A 15014-nucleotide genomic window follows, 5' to 3' on the forward strand; every position below is an offset into this window, starting at 1 on the left:
CCCTGAGAACGTGTACCTGTCTCGCGGGGTCGTGGGTCGTGATTATCTTTTTCGGGCTGGCCATCGTGCTTGTCTGCGTGTTCGGCAGCTTCCTCATTGCGGGCGGCGAACTCGGCATCATTGCCGGGGCGCTGCCGCAGGAGCTGCTCATCATCGCGGGCGCGGCGGCGGGCGCCTTCATCATCGCCAACAGCAGCACGACTCTGCGCCGCGCCGCCGAAGGCGTGCGCCGCGCGTTCGAAGGCGAGCGCTGGGGAAAGGCCGACTACCGCGATCTCCTCTGCCTCCTCTTCCTCCTCATCAAGACGCTGCGCACGCGGGGTGTCGTCGCGATCGAAAGCCACATCGAATACCCTGAGGAATCGCGCCTGTTCGCAGCCTTCCCGCGCATCGCGGCAGACCCCGCGCTCGTGTCCTTCATCTGCGACTACGTGCGCATGATGGCGATGAACTTCGAGGATCCGAACCAGATGGCGGACGCGATGGAAGCCGATCTCGACCGCCACGTCGCCGAGGAATACCAGGCGCAGGGCGCGCTCCAGACACTCGCCGACAGCCTCCCCGCGCTCGGCATCGTCGCCGCCGTGCTCGGCGTCATCAAGACCATGGGCTCGGTCGACCAGCCGACCGAAGTCCTCGGCGCCATGATCGGCGGCGCGCTCGTCGGCACCTTCCTCGGCGTGCTGCTCAGCTACACCGTCGTCGGCCCCATCGCCTCCCGCCTCGCGCAGGTGATCGATGCGGAGGCGAAGTACCTCACGCTCGTGAAAACCGTCATCGTCGCCCACCTGCAGGGCCAGGCCCCGCAGGTCGCCGTCGAACTCGGCCGCCGCACCACCCCCTCGAACCACGCCCCCACTTTCGCCGAAATGGAAGCCGCGCTCGACGCCCTTCCGCGCGATCTCGTCTAGCCGAACAGCCTCGCGAGAAAGCCGCGTAACGGCTTCCGCTCGGCCCGCACCACAAGACGGCCGCCGTCGTTGGTCATGCCGATCCTCACCCGCGACAGTTCAGCCGACCACGCCTGCAGTTCGCCCATCACCGTCAGAAACCCAGCCGAAGGCGTCTGCGGCACACCCTGCGGCGCCTGGCCCCTCAGCACCGGCACGGGCGGCGCACGGTTGAAGATTTCCGCCGCGAGCTGGCGAATGTGCCTGTCGCGGCCCGCAATGCCTTCAAGAAAACTCTTCACGATGTCGCGCCCGAACATGGCCTGCCGGGGTTCGTCCAGCATTGCGCGCGCCAGCGAGAGTGTCAGCACGGAAAGCCGCCCGTCCGCGTCCGTTTCCGCCGCCAGTACCACCTGATCCCGAAATGCCTCGCCCTTCGGCCGCCAGAGCGAATCTCCTGCCGGCGTCATGCCGAACCATTTGAAGAAGGCGCTCTTCTCCAAGTTCCGAGGCCTGCTGCCGAATGCGCTGAACGCCATCGCCTCATCCCTCCCGCAAACCGAACGGCACGCCATAGCGCATGATTGTCGTACCGTCTTTCGCCGTCCATCGCACGCCGTCTGGAAACGCCTTCGCATATCCGCTAAGCGCCCTCCATGTCGCAGAAAGTCCGCATCGCCGTGCTGGGAGCGTCGGGGTACACCGGCGCCGATCTCGTTCGCCTCGCGCTCACGCATCCCAACATCGAAATCGCCGCGCTCAGCGCCAATGCGAAAGCGGGTCAGGCGATGGCGGACGTGTGGCCGCATTTCGCCCACGTGCCGCTCCCCGGCCTCGTCCGCGCCGAGGAGATCGACTGGTCGGGCATCGACGCCGTGTTCGGCTGCCTGCCGCACGCAGCCTCTGCCGCGCTGCTTTCGACACTGGCGGGCGTCCGCATCATCGACCTGTCGGCGGATTTCCGGCTGAACGACGCGAAGACCTACGCCGAGTGGTACGGCAACGAACACCCCGCGCCCGAACTGCTGCCCGATGCGATCTACGGCCTCACCGAATACGCCGCCGAGCTTCTCCCCGCCGCGCGCATCGTCGCCTGCCCCGGCTGCTACCCGACTGCCGCGCTCCTCGCGCTGCTCCCGCTCCTCGAATCCGGCCTCGTCGGCCACGAGCGGATCACGATCAACGCCCTCTCCGGCGTTTCCGGCGCGGGCCGCAGCCTCAAGGAAGCGAACCTCTTCACCGAGGTCGCGGAGGCCGTGCACCCCTACGGCATCGGCCGCCACCGCCACATGCCGGAGATCGAGCAGGAGCTTTCGAAGCGCGCGAACGGCGCCGTCACCATCAGCTTCACGCCGCATCTCGTGCCGATGAACCGCGGCGAGCTTGAAACCATCACGGTCGAGCTGATGCCCGGCAAGAGCGTCGTCGATCTGCGCGCCGCGCTCGGCCACCGCTATGCCGCCGCGCCGTTCGTCCACCTGCTGCCCGAAGGCAAGGCCCCGGCGACGCGCATGGTGCGCGGCTCCAACCACTGCGTGATGAACGTGTTCGAGGATCGCATCCCCGGCCGCGCCATCGTCATCGTCGCCATCGACAATCTCGTGAAGGGCTCGTCGGGTCAGGCGATCCAGAACATGAACCTGATGTTCGGCCTTCCCGAAACCACCGGGCTCCTGCAGGCGCCGCTCTTCCCATGATCGTCACCGACCGCCTGAAACTCCGCCCCTGGCGCGAATCCGATCGCCTGCCCTTCCGGATGCTGTGCGCCGACAAGCGCGTGATGGAGCATCTCGGCGGCCCCCGCAGCGCGGCGGACGCCGACGCCGCCATGGAGCGCATGATCGCCAGCGAGCGTGATCGCGGCCACTGCTTCTGGGCGGTCGAGCGCAAGGCGGATTTCTCGTTCATCGGCTTCTGCGGGCTTCTCCTGTGCGAAAAGCCCGGCACGCCAGTTGACGGCGAGATCGAAATCGGCTGGCGTTTCCGGCACGATTGCTGGGGCCAGGGCTTTGCCAAGGAGGCCGCCTATGCGAGCTTCGACTGGGGCTTCAACAATCTCGATGTCGAGCGCATCATCGCGATCACCATGTCCGAAAACACGCGCAGCTGGGGTCTGATGGACCGTCTGCGGATGCGCCGCAGGCCCGAGCTCGATTTCTACGAAACCTCCGCCACCACAGGCGGCCAGGAAACGCGCATCATCACCTACTCCCGCTCGCGCGCCTGGGATTGATCCCCCAAGGAAGGACAGGAATGCCGGTTTACAGCTTCGAGGGCTCCGTGCCCGAGATCGCCGATGACGTCTTCATCGCCCCCGGCGCACACGTGATCGGCAATGTGAAGATCGGTGCGGGCTCCAGCGTCTGGTACAACTGCGTCCTGCGCGGCGACGTCGGCTCGATCACGGTGGGCGAAGGCACCAACATTCAGGACGGCACGATCGTCCACATCTCCGGCGGCGCATTCGATACCACGATCGGCAACCACTGCCTGATCGGCCACACAGCGATCGTCCACGGCTGCACGCTCCACGACCACGCCTTCGTCGGCCTCGGCGCCATCGTCATGGACGGCTGCGTCATCGAAAGCGACGCGATGCTCGCGGCGGGCGCCATGCTCACCCCCGGCAAGCGCATCCCTTCGGGCCAGATGTGGGCGGGCCGCCCCGCCAAGTACGTGCGCGATCTTTCCCCGGAAGAAATCGCCGGAAACCGCGAGGGGCCGAAGCACTACGCGCGGCTTTCGAAGGCCCACCGGGATCTCCCCGTCGTAAAACCCTAGGGCGGATCGACATTCAGAAGATGACGAGCCGAAAATGGTGGATATCCGTGACCCGGAGCGGAGCGTACTAAAAGTACGTGAGCACCGGAAGCGCGGGAAGCCGCCATTTGCAGGCCGTCAGGGCTGAATGTCGATCCGCCCTAAAGCATCGCCTCGCTGACCGCCCAAAGCCGCTCCGCCGCATCGCGGTCGATCGCGTGCGGCCACACCCCCACCTTGCCGAGCCCGTCGCCCGCCGCGGGCGCCGCGTCGCTCTCCGCCATCACAGGCGAGATGTCCGCGTTCTCGCAGTAAACCCCGCCCATGCCGTCCAGCGCGGGGCTTGTCGCACACCACACCTGCGTCGCCGCACCCTGCACTGCGGTTTTCAGCCCGCGCGCCGGATCGATCACCGGGCTGCCATCCGCGTTCACCACGCCCAGCCGCTTCGGCATCTCGGCGGGCATGTGCTTGGCGAGCCCCGTGTCCATGATCGTGCCCGGATGCACGGCGAACGCCCGCACGCCCTCCGCCTGCCCGCGCGCATCAAGCGCGACCGCGAACAGCACGTTCGCCGTCTTCGATTGGCCATAGGACGTCCACGGGCTATAGGGCCGCCGCTCGAAATCGATGTCGTCGAACACGATCGGCGACAGCCGGTGCCCCATCGAGGAGACGGAAACCACCCGCGCCCCCTTGGCGGCAACCAGCGCCGGCCACAGCCGCGTCGTCAGCTGGAAATGCCCGAGGTGATTGGTCGCGAATTGCATCTCGTGCCCGCGCGCGTCGCGTGTCAGTTCGGGCAGCGCCATGATACCGGCACTGTTGATCAGGATATGCAGCGGCGCCCCATCCGCCAGAAAGCGCGCCGCGAACGCATCGATCGAGGCCGGGTCCAGCAGGTCCATCGGCCAGACCTCCACCGCGATCCCGGCATTGATACCCGCATCAATATCGGCAAGCGCCGCCTGCGCCCGCTCCACATCGCGCGCAGGCACGATCACCCGCGCACCCGCCGCCGCAAGCACGCGCACCGTCTCCCGCCCCAGCCCCGAATAGCCGCCCGTCACGATCGCGGTCTTCCCCGAAAGGTCGATCCCCGCGATCACATCATCGGCGGTGGAGGCAGCGCCAAATCCAGAATCGATCGGTGATTGTGCAGACATGTGCGGCTCCTCCTCGGCATTGCCGCCAAGGCCTCGCACGCCGCCACACAAAAATCAAACACCGTTAGCCTACTTCCTCTCCCGCCCGCAAGAGAGGATACGAAGCCCTCGCCAAAGGCGTAGGCGAAGTTGGTGAGGGAAAGTTACTTCGCCCCCACCGGAGACCACCCGAGCCCGTCCCCGTTCACGCCCACGGGAAAGCGCCGCAGCACCTTGCCGCTCGGCCATTCGAGTTCCGCCACCGTGTTCGTCCCCGTCTCCGCCACGAACAGCCGCTTGCCGTCCGGCCGGAACAGGATCGTCACCTGCATCGCCTCGCCCTTGCCGCTCACCGGGATCGTGCGTTCGCGCTTGCCCGTCGCCACGCTGTAAACGCCGAGCGCACCCGCCTGCAGTTCAGAGGTCACGGCATGTTTCCCGTCCGGGCTGATCGCGATGCGCAGCGGAAACGGCCCCGTCTCGATGCGCCGGACGAGCGTGTCCGTCGCCGTGTCGTAAACATGCACCTCGTTCGACGCGCGGCTGGAGATCCACACCTCTTTGCCGTCCGGCGTGATCGCGATCCCCTCCGCCTCGCGCCCGGCGGGCAGATGGGCGACCGTGCGCCCACTCTCCAGATCGATCACGCTCGCGCTGCCGCTTTTCAGGTTCGCCGTATAGGCACGCGGCCGCGAAGGATGCACCGCCACCATGTGCGACCCCTCCGCCTCCGTCGGAATCGATTGCAGCACCCGGCCGTCCTTGCCGTCGATCACCACCAGCGTCTTCGAAGCCTCGGCCGTCGCCACCAGCCGCCCATCGGCAAGCCAAAGCAGCCCATGCGGCCGCGAATTCGGCCCGATATCCCACGTCGCAAGCCGCTCACCACCCGGCACCGCATAAACATCGATCGCAGCGGCACCATAATTCACCACCGCCGCCCGCGCCCCGTCCGGCGAAAGCGCCACCTCATGCGGATTGGCCCCGCTCGCCGAGCGCGCCAATTCCTTCCCGCTCGCCAGGTCGATGAAACTCACCGTATCCTCGCCCTTGTTCCCCACAATGAGCGTCTCGGCAGCAGCCGGAAGCGCCGCGATCAGCAGCGCAGCGGTGAGGATGGTACGCATGGATGTCTCCCGATGTTTCGGGGAAATGTTAGGTCTCGGGAAACTCACCGGCCTGCACCATCTTTTCGAGTAAGACCGTCTGAGCGAAATGCTCACCAGATGCAATGACCCGAATTTTTGACGACTCGGCGAACGTGAACTTAAACGGCGGCAGCGATAGTACAGCCACCTTCCCTTCCTCAAATTCGAAGCTGGCCATTGCTTCCGCGCGCTTTTTTCGCCCCTGGAAGACAGTGAATTTGATATCCTGTCGGATTGATTTTGGCGGTATCACCTCTGCGTAGAATGCGACGGGAAAGGTGGCAGGGAATGACCTGACCCTGATATCACCCGCATACGCATTCACGAGAGTATGTTTGCCGTATGATCCACGGGCCACATACTCGCATGCGAGAGAATTCACGATCTTAAGCTTCTTCACGGCGCGCGCTCCCATTCGAGCACCTTTGCTTCAGCTGACCCGCCCACAGTCGGGGAGGACTCCGAAAGTAAGTAAAATTCCGCCTCTGGACGATGTGTTTCACCTGCTGGGTGGAAGCGATTAGACTTAGGCCGCGCGGCGAACGGCACCACGGTGTAATCCATTTCGGCTTCAGTTGCGAAAAGGAGATCGCTAAGCGTATCCAGCGTCCAATTAGACGGGCCAGAGAGCCATGTGGTGATCTGAGACGGTTTCCGTCCAATCTTCACAGCAATCTGCGCACGGGTCAGCCCCTTTTCGAGCGCAGCTTTTTCCAAGGCCTGAATGACAACGTCATAAACCCGATTTCGATTTCGCTCCGCGAACAATGCAGCATCATAATTGTATGTCATATCTTCAGTTTCCGCCGTGCATTTTCGGTTATGTAGGCTTCGTAACGAAAGTCAGGCGCATCACTAAACGGCGCGTGTAAAGAGCATGCATTCCAGTGATCTTCGCAAACAAGCTTTTGGTGCTCGAACTCCGGAGACCACATACCACCCAGTAAGGCGCGAGGTTGTGCGTGGGTTGCTACAAACACGTCTGGCATCGCGAATCGCCCAAAAACGCGAATCGATGGCTTTGGTTTTCGACACCGGAATTCCCAATGTTCGAATTTTTCAGGGCGCAGCTGCTTCACAAGGTCTTCTGTTATACGTCCGCCTTCAATGAAATGGGAGAATACAGCTTCGACCTTGGCCCAACACTGGCGCTCTTTTTCATTTTCGTCGTTCCTGCCCGCATCGATTGCATCCCTAATTTGCTTGCAAAGCAACACGACTCTCGGCTGCCCAGCCCAGTCAGCAATCGGCTTAGCCGGTACCAAGCATCCGCTTGCCACTGCAGCCTTTACAGCCTCATGTATTAACATATAACTGAACTCGCCCCTGTCAACGATGCGGAGATGAAAATCTACAAGAGGATAGCCCGAAAAGCCAATCGACAGCTCCGACCATCTTGGTACACCTAACCAATTGAAGCGCCACATCACCGACAAAGGATCAGCTTTCATAGTCAGCCCCTTAGGAGGGCACGTGTCTAGGTCCTCCGAGAAAAACTACCGATCCGCCCCCTTCGCCTTCCCCCAGCTCCGCGCCGCCGTGTAGCCGAGGTAGCCCGTCCCGAAGAGCATGTAGAGCGGTTCGGGGATCGCTTCGAGGTAGGCGCCCATCCCCTCCCCGATCGCCTTGGCCGTCGCGGGGTCGGCGGCGGCGATGAGGCCCATGGGGATGGACCAGAGCAGCAGCACGTACATCACGTAGAGGAAGCTCGGGCGGGCGCGGCTCGTCCACGGGTCCGCAGCGTTCGCCTCCGCAATGATCGCGGACATGCGCGCTTCGATCAGTTTCAGTTCGTGACTGTCTTCGAGTTGGATCAGTTCCAGCTTGGCGCGTTCGCGCGCCTCCTTGTCGGGGATGATGCGGTCGAGCAGCTTGGCGACCGGCGCGATGATGCCGTCCACGAGTGACATGATGGTCCTTTCCTTTCTTGCGAGGGAGGTTCAGGCGTGGAAATCGCCGATGCGGCCGGCGAGCCAGCCGTAGACGAAGTTCTCGTTCGCGGGCCGCGCCTCGGCGAGTTCGATGTAGCGGGTGCCCTGCAGCGCTTCGAGCGCGCGAAGCAGCACGGTTTCCCCGGCCTTTCCGCGCGTTTGGATGATCGCTTTCAGCGCGGCGAGCGTCGCGGTGTCGATCGTGCGGCTTTGCGGGATGTCCGGCCAGTCGCGTTCGCGGCGGTTGAGCGCGTTCAGCGCGCGCTGGAGGAAGCCCGCGGCGACGGCGGGGCCCATGTTGACGCCCGTATCGAAAAGCTCGGCGGCGATGCGTGGGGCGAGCGCGTTCACGCGGTCGAAGCCGGTTTCGTGCCAATAGCGTTTCCGGTAGATGTCCGCCGCCATGCTGCGCGGCAGATCGCGCATGGCACCCGCATAGCCCGCCGCCCGCGCCGTGGCTTCCGTGATGCCGAAGTTCGTGGCGCCGCCGCGGTCGTCCGGGTGGTCGACAAAGCCGCCTTCGCGGCGCAGCAGCATTTCGATGAGATCGTCGATGGACGCCATGATGGGTCTCCTGCTCTTGGGGAGCAGAACGAACCCATCTGGTTCCTATTTGTCAAATCCTATCGCGAAACCGGCACTACGCACCGTCTCGGTTGTTTCGTTCAAGGGAAAGCTGGTCGGAGCGACAGGATTCGAACCTGCGACCCCCACACCCCCAGTGTGATGCGCTACCAGGCTGCGCTACGCTCCGACCGTGGCCCGCACTTAAGGGCCTTGGCGGGCAAAGGCAAGCCTTGCCCGCCGGTTTCTGCCTAGCTGCCCTGCAGGCTCGTCAGCAGCTTCTGCGCCGCCGGGCGGCTGTCGAACTTCGGCGCCTTCAGCGCCGTTTCCAGCGCCTCCGTCGCCTTGCCGCGCTGCCCATTCATCGCGTAGCCGACGGCAAGGTGGAAGCGCACGTCCGGGTCGTTCGGCGTTCCCGCCGCCGCCTTCTGCAGCAGGCTCAGCGCCAGCTTCCTGTCCCCCTTGTTGCGGAGGAGCAGCCAGCCATACGTGTCCTGCACCGCCGGCACATTCGGGCCCACCGCGTAAGCCTGCTTCGCCGTCGCGAGCGCGCGCTTGTCGCCCACCAGTGAATAGGCCCAGGCGAGGTTGTTGAGCACGGTCACGCTCTGCTCGGCGTTGGGCAGCTTGCGCAGCGCCTCGTAGTTGGCGATGGCCGCCTTGTATTGCCGCTGCTGCATCTGCAGCTCGGCGATCGCGGCGAGCGCGATCGGATCGCGCGGGTTCGCCTTCTGATAGGCCTGCATCATGGTCACAGCCTGCGCGGGCTTGCCGGTCTGCACATAGGCCTGAGACAGCGCGCGCGCGGCTGCGAGGTTGAACTTCGTCTTGCGCGCCGCCTCCAGATACGGGAGCGCCGCCGCGGCCTGGTTCCGCCCGAGGTAGGCGCGGCCGAGCGCGAGATCGGCGAAATTCTCCTTGGGCGCCTGCTTGCGAAGACGCTCCGCCCACTGCTTCGCCGCGTTCCAGTCACCCTGCCGTGCTTCGAAGAACACGAGCTCGGAATAGACCGGAGTCGGGTCGACACGCGGCATCGTCAGGATGCGCTGGTAGGTCGCGCGCGCCGCTGCGACCTTCTTGTTGGCCTCCTGCGCACGGGCCAGCATCACGCGCGGCTGCGGGCTGTCCGGCTGCGCATTCACGAGCCGGTTCAGAACCGATTCGACCTGGCTCTTCTGACCCGCCGCTTCATAGACGCGGGCCGCCGCCAGCAGGGCCTGCGGCTGCTCGGGGAAGTCGCGCAGGATCGAGGCGACCTCGTCAAGCGCGCGCTTGTTCTGATTGGTGTCGAGGTAGGCATCGGCAAGCTGCACACGCGGGCCGAGCTGCTTGGCATCGACCGCGGCGGCCTGACGCAGCCACTCTACACGTGCGGTCGCATCGCCGCGCCGCGCCGCCGTTACGGCGAGCAACGTCAGCGCACGGCCATCGCGCTTGTTGTATTCGAGCAGCTGCTTCAGTTCGCGCTCACCCTCGGGAATGCGGTTCGTCGCGATCAGCACCTGCGCAAGATTGCGCCGCGCTTCGGTGTAGTCGGACTTCTTTTCGAGCGCAGTGCGGAAGCTCGCTTCTGCCTTCTTCGTCTGCCCAAGGCCAAGCTCCGCGCCGCCGCGGATGTTGTAGCCCACGGGCAGGTTCGGATAGAGCGTGATGATCCGGTTGCTGGTGACGAGCGCCTTGTCGAACTCACGGTCGCGAATCTGGATCAGCGTCAGCACCATCAGCGCCTGCAGCGACTTGCTGTCGTCCTTCAGGACGTCCATCAGCCCCTCTTCGGCGGACTCGGCGTTGCCCTGCAGGAGCTGCGTCATCGCCAGCTGGGTTTTCAGCTCGCCCGCCTTCGGCGCCTCTGTGACAGCCTTTTGCAGGTACTGCTGCGCTTCAGCCATGTTGCCCTCGCGCGCGAAGGCCGCGCCATAGAGCGCGTAGGTACGGCCATCGGCGCTCCCGGAATCGATGATCGGCTTCAACGTCTCAATGGCGCCGCGTGTATCGTTGCCCTTGAGCTGCGAGGCTGCATAGAGCTTGCGGGCGAGCACGCTCTGCGGCGAGGCGCCAACGACCTTGCCGAAGAAATCGGTGGCCTGCGCCACATCGTTCGCCTGATAGGCGAGCATACCCTGCAGCATCAGCGCAGGCACATAATTCGAAAGCAGGCCCTTCGTGCGCGTCATCAACTGGCGCGCCTTCTCATACTGGCCGGCGCGGGTTTCGAGGACGGCCTCCAGATAGAGCGCGAGCGGGTGATCCGGCACCAGCCCGTTGATGCGCTTGAGATCAGCGCGTGCCTGATCCTCGCGCTTGAGGTCGCCAAGCGTGGCGGCGCGCTCCAGCAGCGCCTCGATGTTGTTGGGATCGACCTCGAGCGCACGGTTGAAATAGGTGAGCGACGGTTCGAGGCCCTGCGAACGGCGCACGAGGTCGCCCTTCAGCATCAGGCCCTTCACGTTCGTGGGCTTCGCGGCAAGCACCTGATCGGCAAGCGCTGAAGCTTCCTTCAGCTTACCGTCAGACGCATAGAAGCGCGCGACATCGACCAGCGTTTCCGGATCTTTCGGCGCGATCCGGAGGGCGCGTTCGAACTCGGCGCGCGCTTCTGGAAGATTGCGCTGCTGCGTCAGAATCTGTCCGCGCAGCCGCGCCGCATAGGCGGCGAACTGCGGCTCGATCGTCCGTGCGTCGAGCAGGTCCATCGCCTCGCCGTACTTGCGCTGCATCATCAGCGCGTGCGCGCGCAGGTGGCGTACCTTCGCCGAAGGGATGCCCGCCTGCATGGCGCGCTCCAGCTCCGTCTGCGCCTGAATGCCGGAGCCGAACTCCAGCGCGACGCGCGCTTGAAGCAGCCGTGCGAGCCCGTTGTTGGGGTTCGCCTTTAGCGCCTTCATCAACTGAATGCGTGCACTGCGGTAGTCGCCGGCCTGAAAGAGACGGAAGCCCTGGACATAGGCATCATTCGATTCGCTGCGCGCGTCGGCGTGCGCGGGAAAGGCCGCAATGCCGACGGGAGCCGCAAGGGCAAGGGTCGCCGCTGCAAGCTTGAAGAAGGTCTTGTTCAACATCTTTTTATCCTCAGTAGGACGGTTCGACTTGCCGTGGCCGCGTGCGACCCTTTTTTGATAACCACGACATTATGACCGTCAGGTCTCAATATTATATTGCTTTAGAAGATCATACAGCGTCGGCCGGCTCACACCGAGCAGCTTGGCTGCGTTCGACACATTGGACTCGGTACGCGCCAGCGCCATGCGAATGGCGTTTCGGTCCGCCCGCTCGCGTGCGGACCGAAGGTTCAGAAAATCATCGTCCTCGACTTCGGCAAGGTCGAGGTCGGCCGCCGAAAGCCGGCTTCCATCCGCCATGATGACGGCCCGCTTCATGCGGTTTTCAAGCTCGCGCACGTTCCCGGGCCACTTCCACGCTTCGATCGCGGCCAGCGCATCCGCATTGAAGCCCTTCACCGGGCGCTTCATGTCGCGGGCATACTTGCGCAGGAAATGGTGGGAAAGCAGCACCGCATCGCCCTGCCGCTCGGCAAGCGGCGGAATCTTGATGACGACCTCGGCAAGTCGGTACCAGAGGTCTTCGCGGAAGGCGCCGTCGGCGATCATCGCTTCGAGGTTCTGGTGCGTCGCGCAGACGATGCGGACATCAACCGGGATCGTCTTGCGGCCGCCGATGCGCTCGATCACGCGCTCCTGCAGGAAGCGGAGCAGCTTCACCTGCAGCGGCAGGGGAATGTCGCCTACCTCGTCGAGAAACAGCGTACCGCCCTCGGCGAGTTCGATTTTGCCCTCGGTGGTTTTCACCGCGCCCGTGAACGCGCCCTTCTCGTAACCGAACAGTTCGGCCTCAAGGAGGTTTTCGGGAATCGCCGCGCAGTTGATCGCAACGAACGGTGTGCCTTTGCGTCCGGAGCTCTCATGCAGCCCCCGCGCCAGCACTTCCTTGCCCGTGCCGCTCGCGCCGAGCAGCATGACGGAGACGTCGGTGTTGGCGACGCGCTCGATCATCCGGCAGACGCGGAGCATACTGTCCGAACTGGTGATGAGGCCGCCGAGCGCCTCGTGACCGTCGCGTTCGGCGAGCTGCCGGTTTTCCGTCTCGATCTCGTGGAGGTGGAACGCCCGCTGCACGATAAGGCCGAGCTGATCGATATCCACGGGCTTCTGGTAAAAATCGTATGCGCCGAGTGCGATCGCCCGTAGCGCGCTTTCACGCGCACCGTGGCCGGAGGCGACAATCACCTTGGTATCGGGTTTCAGGGCCAGGATTTCCACGAGCGTCGCGAAGCCCTCGCTGGTCCCGTCCGGATCGGGCGGGAGGCCAAGGTCGAGCGTTACCACCACAGGTTCGTGGGCGCGCAGCAGCTCGATGGCGGTGCGGCGATCACCCGCACAGATCACTTCATAGTCCTCGTAAGACCACTTGAGCTGCCGCTGCAGCCCTTCGTCGTCTTCAACGACCAGCAGTTTCGGTGCCGTTTTGTTCGCCATTCAGCCTTCTCGTCTGTTCGCCAGCGGCGCCGCAGCCGCCGGCAGCTCGATCGTAAAGCAGCTCCCCACACCCGGCTCGCTTTCAACCAGGAGTTTGCCGCCCATGTCCCGTGTCATTTCCCGCGCCTCGAACGCGCCTATACCAAAGCCCCCGGATTTGGTCGACTTGAAGGGCGCGAAGAGTTCGTCGCGAATGAAGTCGGCGTTCATGCCGCGACCACGGTCGCGCACGCGTACGCGCACGGTGTCGCCCGGCTCCACCGCAATCGTCACCGCACTTCCCGGTTCGCTTGCATCGACAGCGTTCTGGACGAGATGAATCAGCACCTGCTCGAAACGCTCCGCGGTGCCGTTCACCATGACATCCTGCCCGCAGCGATCGACGGTCACGCCGGGCCACGAGCGCCGCGCCGTATTCGCGACAGCCTCCACCGCACAGCAGACATCGAACGTGTCCCCCGTAGGGCCCGCCTGCACGCTTTGCTGGGAAAGCCGCGCCAGCAGGTCGTTCATCTTGGCGACCGAGCTCTGCAACGTCGCGATCATGTCCGCCCGGAACTCGGGATTCTCGGCATGGCGCTCGGCGTTCCGCGCAACGAGGCTGAGCTGGCTCACGAGGTTCTTGAGATCGTGCATGATGAAGGCGAAGCGGCGGTTGAACTCGTCGAACTTGCGCGATTCCGCGATCTTCGCAAGCGCCGCGGCCTCGGCGACATAGCTTGCCGCCTGCCGTCCCACGGTACGGAGGATGTCGAAATCCTCCCAGTTGAGCTCGCGCTGGGTGAGCGGCCTCTCAATGAGGATGAAGCCGATCGCCTCGTCGATGTGAATGAGCGGCACGAGCAGCCATGCCTGGGGGTCTTCGACAAGCCATTGCGGAAGGCTGAGCGCTGCACTCTCGCGTCCGCCCCGATGCTCCTCGATATCGAGGACACGGCCACTCGCCTCAAAATGTGCCTTGAGGCGGGCCGCGCCTTCGATCCGCCCTGGCCTCAGCGTCCGGTAGTTCCAGCGGGCAAGGTGCACGAAGCTGTCGTCCTCCGCCCCGATGAACAGCGCACCGCCGGGCGAATCCACCGGCTCGCAAGCGGCCTGAACGACGCGCATGTGCAGCTCGCCGAGTCCCGGCCCCGAGCTCGAGACCGTGTTCACGAAACGAAGCCATTCCTGCCGGTAGTCATACTTGTAGGCGAAGAAATGCTTGTTGATCTGGACGCGCAGCCACGCCCGCGCACGGCCCGAGAACAGAATGACGGCCGCGAGCACAGCCGCCGCGAAGATGAAGCTGATCTGAAGCAGCCGCCCCCAGTCTCCCCCCACCAGCCGCAGGCCGTAACCCGCGAGCGACATCAGCACGAGATAGAAGCCGATCGCGCCGAGCGACAGCGTATGGAACGCCGCCTGCCGCGAAACCTGCAGTTTCAGCCCGCGGTTGCGCGCGGCGGACAGATAGATGAGCGGCACGACGAACGCATTCACGAGCCCACGCACCTCGACGAGGTCTGGCCCCATCGCCGGGTCGAGCAGGAACAGCGTGTAGAGATTGAGGTCGTAGGCGAAGATGCCGGCAAGCGCGATGCAGAGCAGGCGGATGCTCCAGCGGTTTGCAGGCGCGGAGTTCACGTAGACGTTGTGCGTCAGCACCAACCCGCCGATGGCGACCGCGAGCCGCCCCATCGTATAGAAATACTGCAGCCACCCCGGAACGGCGGCACCCCGCACGAGACTCCAGACGTCCCCCGCCAGTTGCAGCGCAACGACGGCGGCAAGCGCGATGAGCACGCTGCGCGAGGGGTTGTGCGCGGTATCCTGCCAGTTGCTGATGACGAGAACCGCTGCGAAAACGGCCCACGCCGCCGAACGCAGTGTTTCCGCGATCGAGACAAGTACAGAATAGGCTGGGTCGACGACGGGAATGAGGACGACAAGCACTGCCCACACCGCCATCGCCAGCGATGCGCCAACCAGCCACATGTCCGCGCGCGATTCCAGCCGGCGATAGATCAGCAGTCCCGCGAGCAGCAGATAGCCGATCGCCGCCACACTGTGGCTGAAGGTGCTGACATCGCTGTAGGCGGGCACG

The 15014-nt window shown here is 64.4% G+C and carries 15 protein-coding genes and 1 tRNA gene; 4 read left to right on the forward strand and 12 right to left on the reverse strand.

Translation table 11 applies throughout. The features are described 5' to 3' along the window. Positions 1-38: 38 nt before the first annotated feature. On the forward strand, positions 39-911 hold the full coding sequence (gene motA, locus ACFQ00_RS19165; protein ID WP_374593461.1) for a flagellar motor stator protein MotA: 873 nt from the start codon (positions 39-41) through the stop codon (positions 909-911). Here motA and ACFQ00_RS19170 read toward each other — a convergent pair. Beyond that, positions 908-1393: a hypothetical protein gene (locus tag ACFQ00_RS19170; protein WP_381494763.1), complete on the reverse strand. Its 486-nt coding sequence runs from the start codon at positions 1391-1393 to the stop codon at positions 908-910. The genes motA and ACFQ00_RS19170 overlap by 4 nt on opposite strands. Positions 1394-1546: 153 nt before the next feature. On the opposite strand from ACFQ00_RS19170, the gene argC reads away from it, so the two are divergent. From argC to ACFQ00_RS19185, 3 genes are read left to right on the forward strand one after another with little or no spacing between them, the layout of a single operon-like run. Beyond that, positions 1547-2587, forward strand: coding sequence for an N-acetyl-gamma-glutamyl-phosphate reductase (argC, locus tag ACFQ00_RS19175; protein WP_381494766.1), 1041 nt, complete (start codon positions 1547-1549; stop codon positions 2585-2587). After that, on the forward strand, positions 2584-3123 hold the full coding sequence (locus ACFQ00_RS19180; protein WP_381494769.1) for a GNAT family N-acetyltransferase: 540 nt from the start codon (positions 2584-2586) through the stop codon (positions 3121-3123). Before argC ends, ACFQ00_RS19180 begins: the two co-directional genes overlap by 4 nt. A gap of 20 nt (positions 3124-3143) precedes the next feature. Further along, the gene (locus ACFQ00_RS19185) at positions 3144-3671 is read left to right on the forward strand and encodes a gamma carbonic anhydrase family protein (RefSeq protein WP_381494773.1); all 528 of its coding nucleotides are present in this window, start codon (positions 3144-3146) and stop codon (positions 3669-3671) included. 140 nt (positions 3672-3811) lie between these two features. On the opposite strand, the gene ACFQ00_RS19190 is transcribed toward ACFQ00_RS19185, so the two are convergent. The 11 genes from ACFQ00_RS19190 to prsK form a co-directional block, all read right to left on the reverse strand. Then, entirely contained in the window at positions 3812-4816 is a 1005-nt protein-coding gene (locus ACFQ00_RS19190) for an oxidoreductase (RefSeq protein WP_381494778.1), read from the reverse strand. 143 nt (positions 4817-4959) lie between these two features. Beyond that, on the reverse strand, positions 4960-5922 hold the full coding sequence (locus tag ACFQ00_RS19195; RefSeq protein ID WP_381494781.1) for a YVTN family beta-propeller repeat protein: 963 nt from the start codon (positions 5920-5922) through the stop codon (positions 4960-4962). A 28-nt stretch (positions 5923-5950) separates the two neighbouring features. Beyond that, the gene (locus tag ACFQ00_RS19200) at positions 5951-6343 is read right to left on the reverse strand and encodes a hypothetical protein (protein ID WP_381494784.1); all 393 of its coding nucleotides are present in this window, start codon (positions 6341-6343) and stop codon (positions 5951-5953) included. Further along, positions 6340-6735 (reverse strand): helix-turn-helix domain-containing protein, encoded by a 396-nt coding sequence (locus ACFQ00_RS19205; protein WP_381494787.1) that lies wholly within the window; start codon positions 6733-6735, stop codon positions 6340-6342. The genes ACFQ00_RS19200 and ACFQ00_RS19205 overlap by 4 nt, the downstream gene beginning before the upstream one ends. Then, a complete protein-coding gene (locus tag ACFQ00_RS19210; protein WP_381494790.1) occupies positions 6732-7394 on the reverse strand; it encodes a hypothetical protein in 663 nt (220 codons plus the stop codon). Before ACFQ00_RS19210 ends, ACFQ00_RS19205 begins: the two co-directional genes overlap by 4 nt. A gap of 45 nt (positions 7395-7439) precedes the next feature. After that, the gene (locus ACFQ00_RS19215) at positions 7440-7853 is read right to left on the reverse strand and encodes a holin family protein (RefSeq protein WP_381494793.1); all 414 of its coding nucleotides are present in this window, start codon (positions 7851-7853) and stop codon (positions 7440-7442) included. Positions 7854-7883: 30 nt separating this feature from the next. After that, positions 7884-8438 carry a glycoside hydrolase family 108 protein gene (locus ACFQ00_RS19220; protein ID WP_381494796.1) on the reverse strand — a complete coding sequence of 185 codons (555 nt, stop codon included), beginning with the start codon at positions 8436-8438 and terminating at the stop codon, positions 7884-7886. Between the two features lie 113 nt (positions 8439-8551). After that, positions 8552-8628: transfer RNA gene (locus ACFQ00_RS19225), tRNA-Pro, on the reverse strand. Positions 8629-8689: 61 nt separating this feature from the next. Continuing rightward, positions 8690-11497 carry an XrtA/PEP-CTERM system TPR-repeat protein PrsT gene (gene prsT / locus ACFQ00_RS19230; protein ID WP_381494799.1) on the reverse strand — a complete coding sequence of 936 codons (2808 nt, stop codon included), beginning with the start codon at positions 11495-11497 and terminating at the stop codon, positions 8690-8692. 78 nt (positions 11498-11575) lie between these two features. After that, positions 11576-12931 carry a PEP-CTERM-box response regulator transcription factor gene (gene prsR / locus ACFQ00_RS19235; RefSeq protein ID WP_374593487.1) on the reverse strand — a complete coding sequence of 452 codons (1356 nt, stop codon included), beginning with the start codon at positions 12929-12931 and terminating at the stop codon, positions 11576-11578. After that, positions 12932-15013, reverse strand: coding sequence for an XrtA/PEP-CTERM system histidine kinase PrsK (gene prsK / locus ACFQ00_RS19240; RefSeq protein ID WP_381494803.1), 2082 nt, complete (start codon positions 15011-15013; stop codon positions 12932-12934). Position 15014 lies beyond the last annotated feature (1 nt).

The sequence above is a fragment of the Sphingosinicella xenopeptidilytica genome (assembly GCF_042676985.1).
GTDB classification, from domain to species: domain Bacteria; phylum Pseudomonadota; class Alphaproteobacteria; order Sphingomonadales; family Sphingomonadaceae; genus Sphingosinicella; species Sphingosinicella xenopeptidilytica.

Bases quoted from the DNA above. Each gene is read 5' to 3' on its own strand.
- ACFQ00_RS19210 (WP_381494790.1), bottom strand. From the start codon at position 7,394: ATGAAAGCTGATCCTTTGTCGGTGATGTGGCGCTTCAATTGGTTAGGT.
- ACFQ00_RS19180 (WP_381494769.1), top strand. From the start codon at position 2,584: ATGATCGTCACCGACCGCCTGAAACTCCGCCCCTGGCGCGAATCCGAT.
- prsR (WP_374593487.1), bottom strand. From the start codon at position 12,931: ATGGCGAACAAAACGGCACCGAAACTGCTGGTCGTTGAAGACGACGAA.
- ACFQ00_RS19185 (WP_381494773.1), top strand. From the start codon at position 3,144: ATGCCGGTTTACAGCTTCGAGGGCTCCGTGCCCGAGATCGCCGATGAC.
- ACFQ00_RS19195 (WP_381494781.1), bottom strand. From the start codon at position 5,922: ATGCGTACCATCCTCACCGCTGCGCTGCTGATCGCGGCGCTTCCGGCT.
- ACFQ00_RS19215 (WP_381494793.1), bottom strand. From the start codon at position 7,853: ATGTCACTCGTGGACGGCATCATCGCGCCGGTCGCCAAGCTGCTCGAC.
- ACFQ00_RS19220 (WP_381494796.1), bottom strand. From the start codon at position 8,438: ATGGCGTCCATCGACGATCTCATCGAAATGCTGCTGCGCCGCGAAGGC.
- prsT (WP_381494799.1), bottom strand. From the start codon at position 11,497: ATGTTGAACAAGACCTTCTTCAAGCTTGCAGCGGCGACCCTTGCCCTT.
- ACFQ00_RS19190 (WP_381494778.1), bottom strand. From the start codon at position 4,816: ATGTCTGCACAATCACCGATCGATTCTGGATTTGGCGCTGCCTCCACC.
- argC (WP_381494766.1), top strand. From the start codon at position 1,547: ATGTCGCAGAAAGTCCGCATCGCCGTGCTGGGAGCGTCGGGGTACACC.
- ACFQ00_RS19205 (WP_381494787.1), bottom strand. From the start codon at position 6,735: ATGACATACAATTATGATGCTGCATTGTTCGCGGAGCGAAATCGAAAT.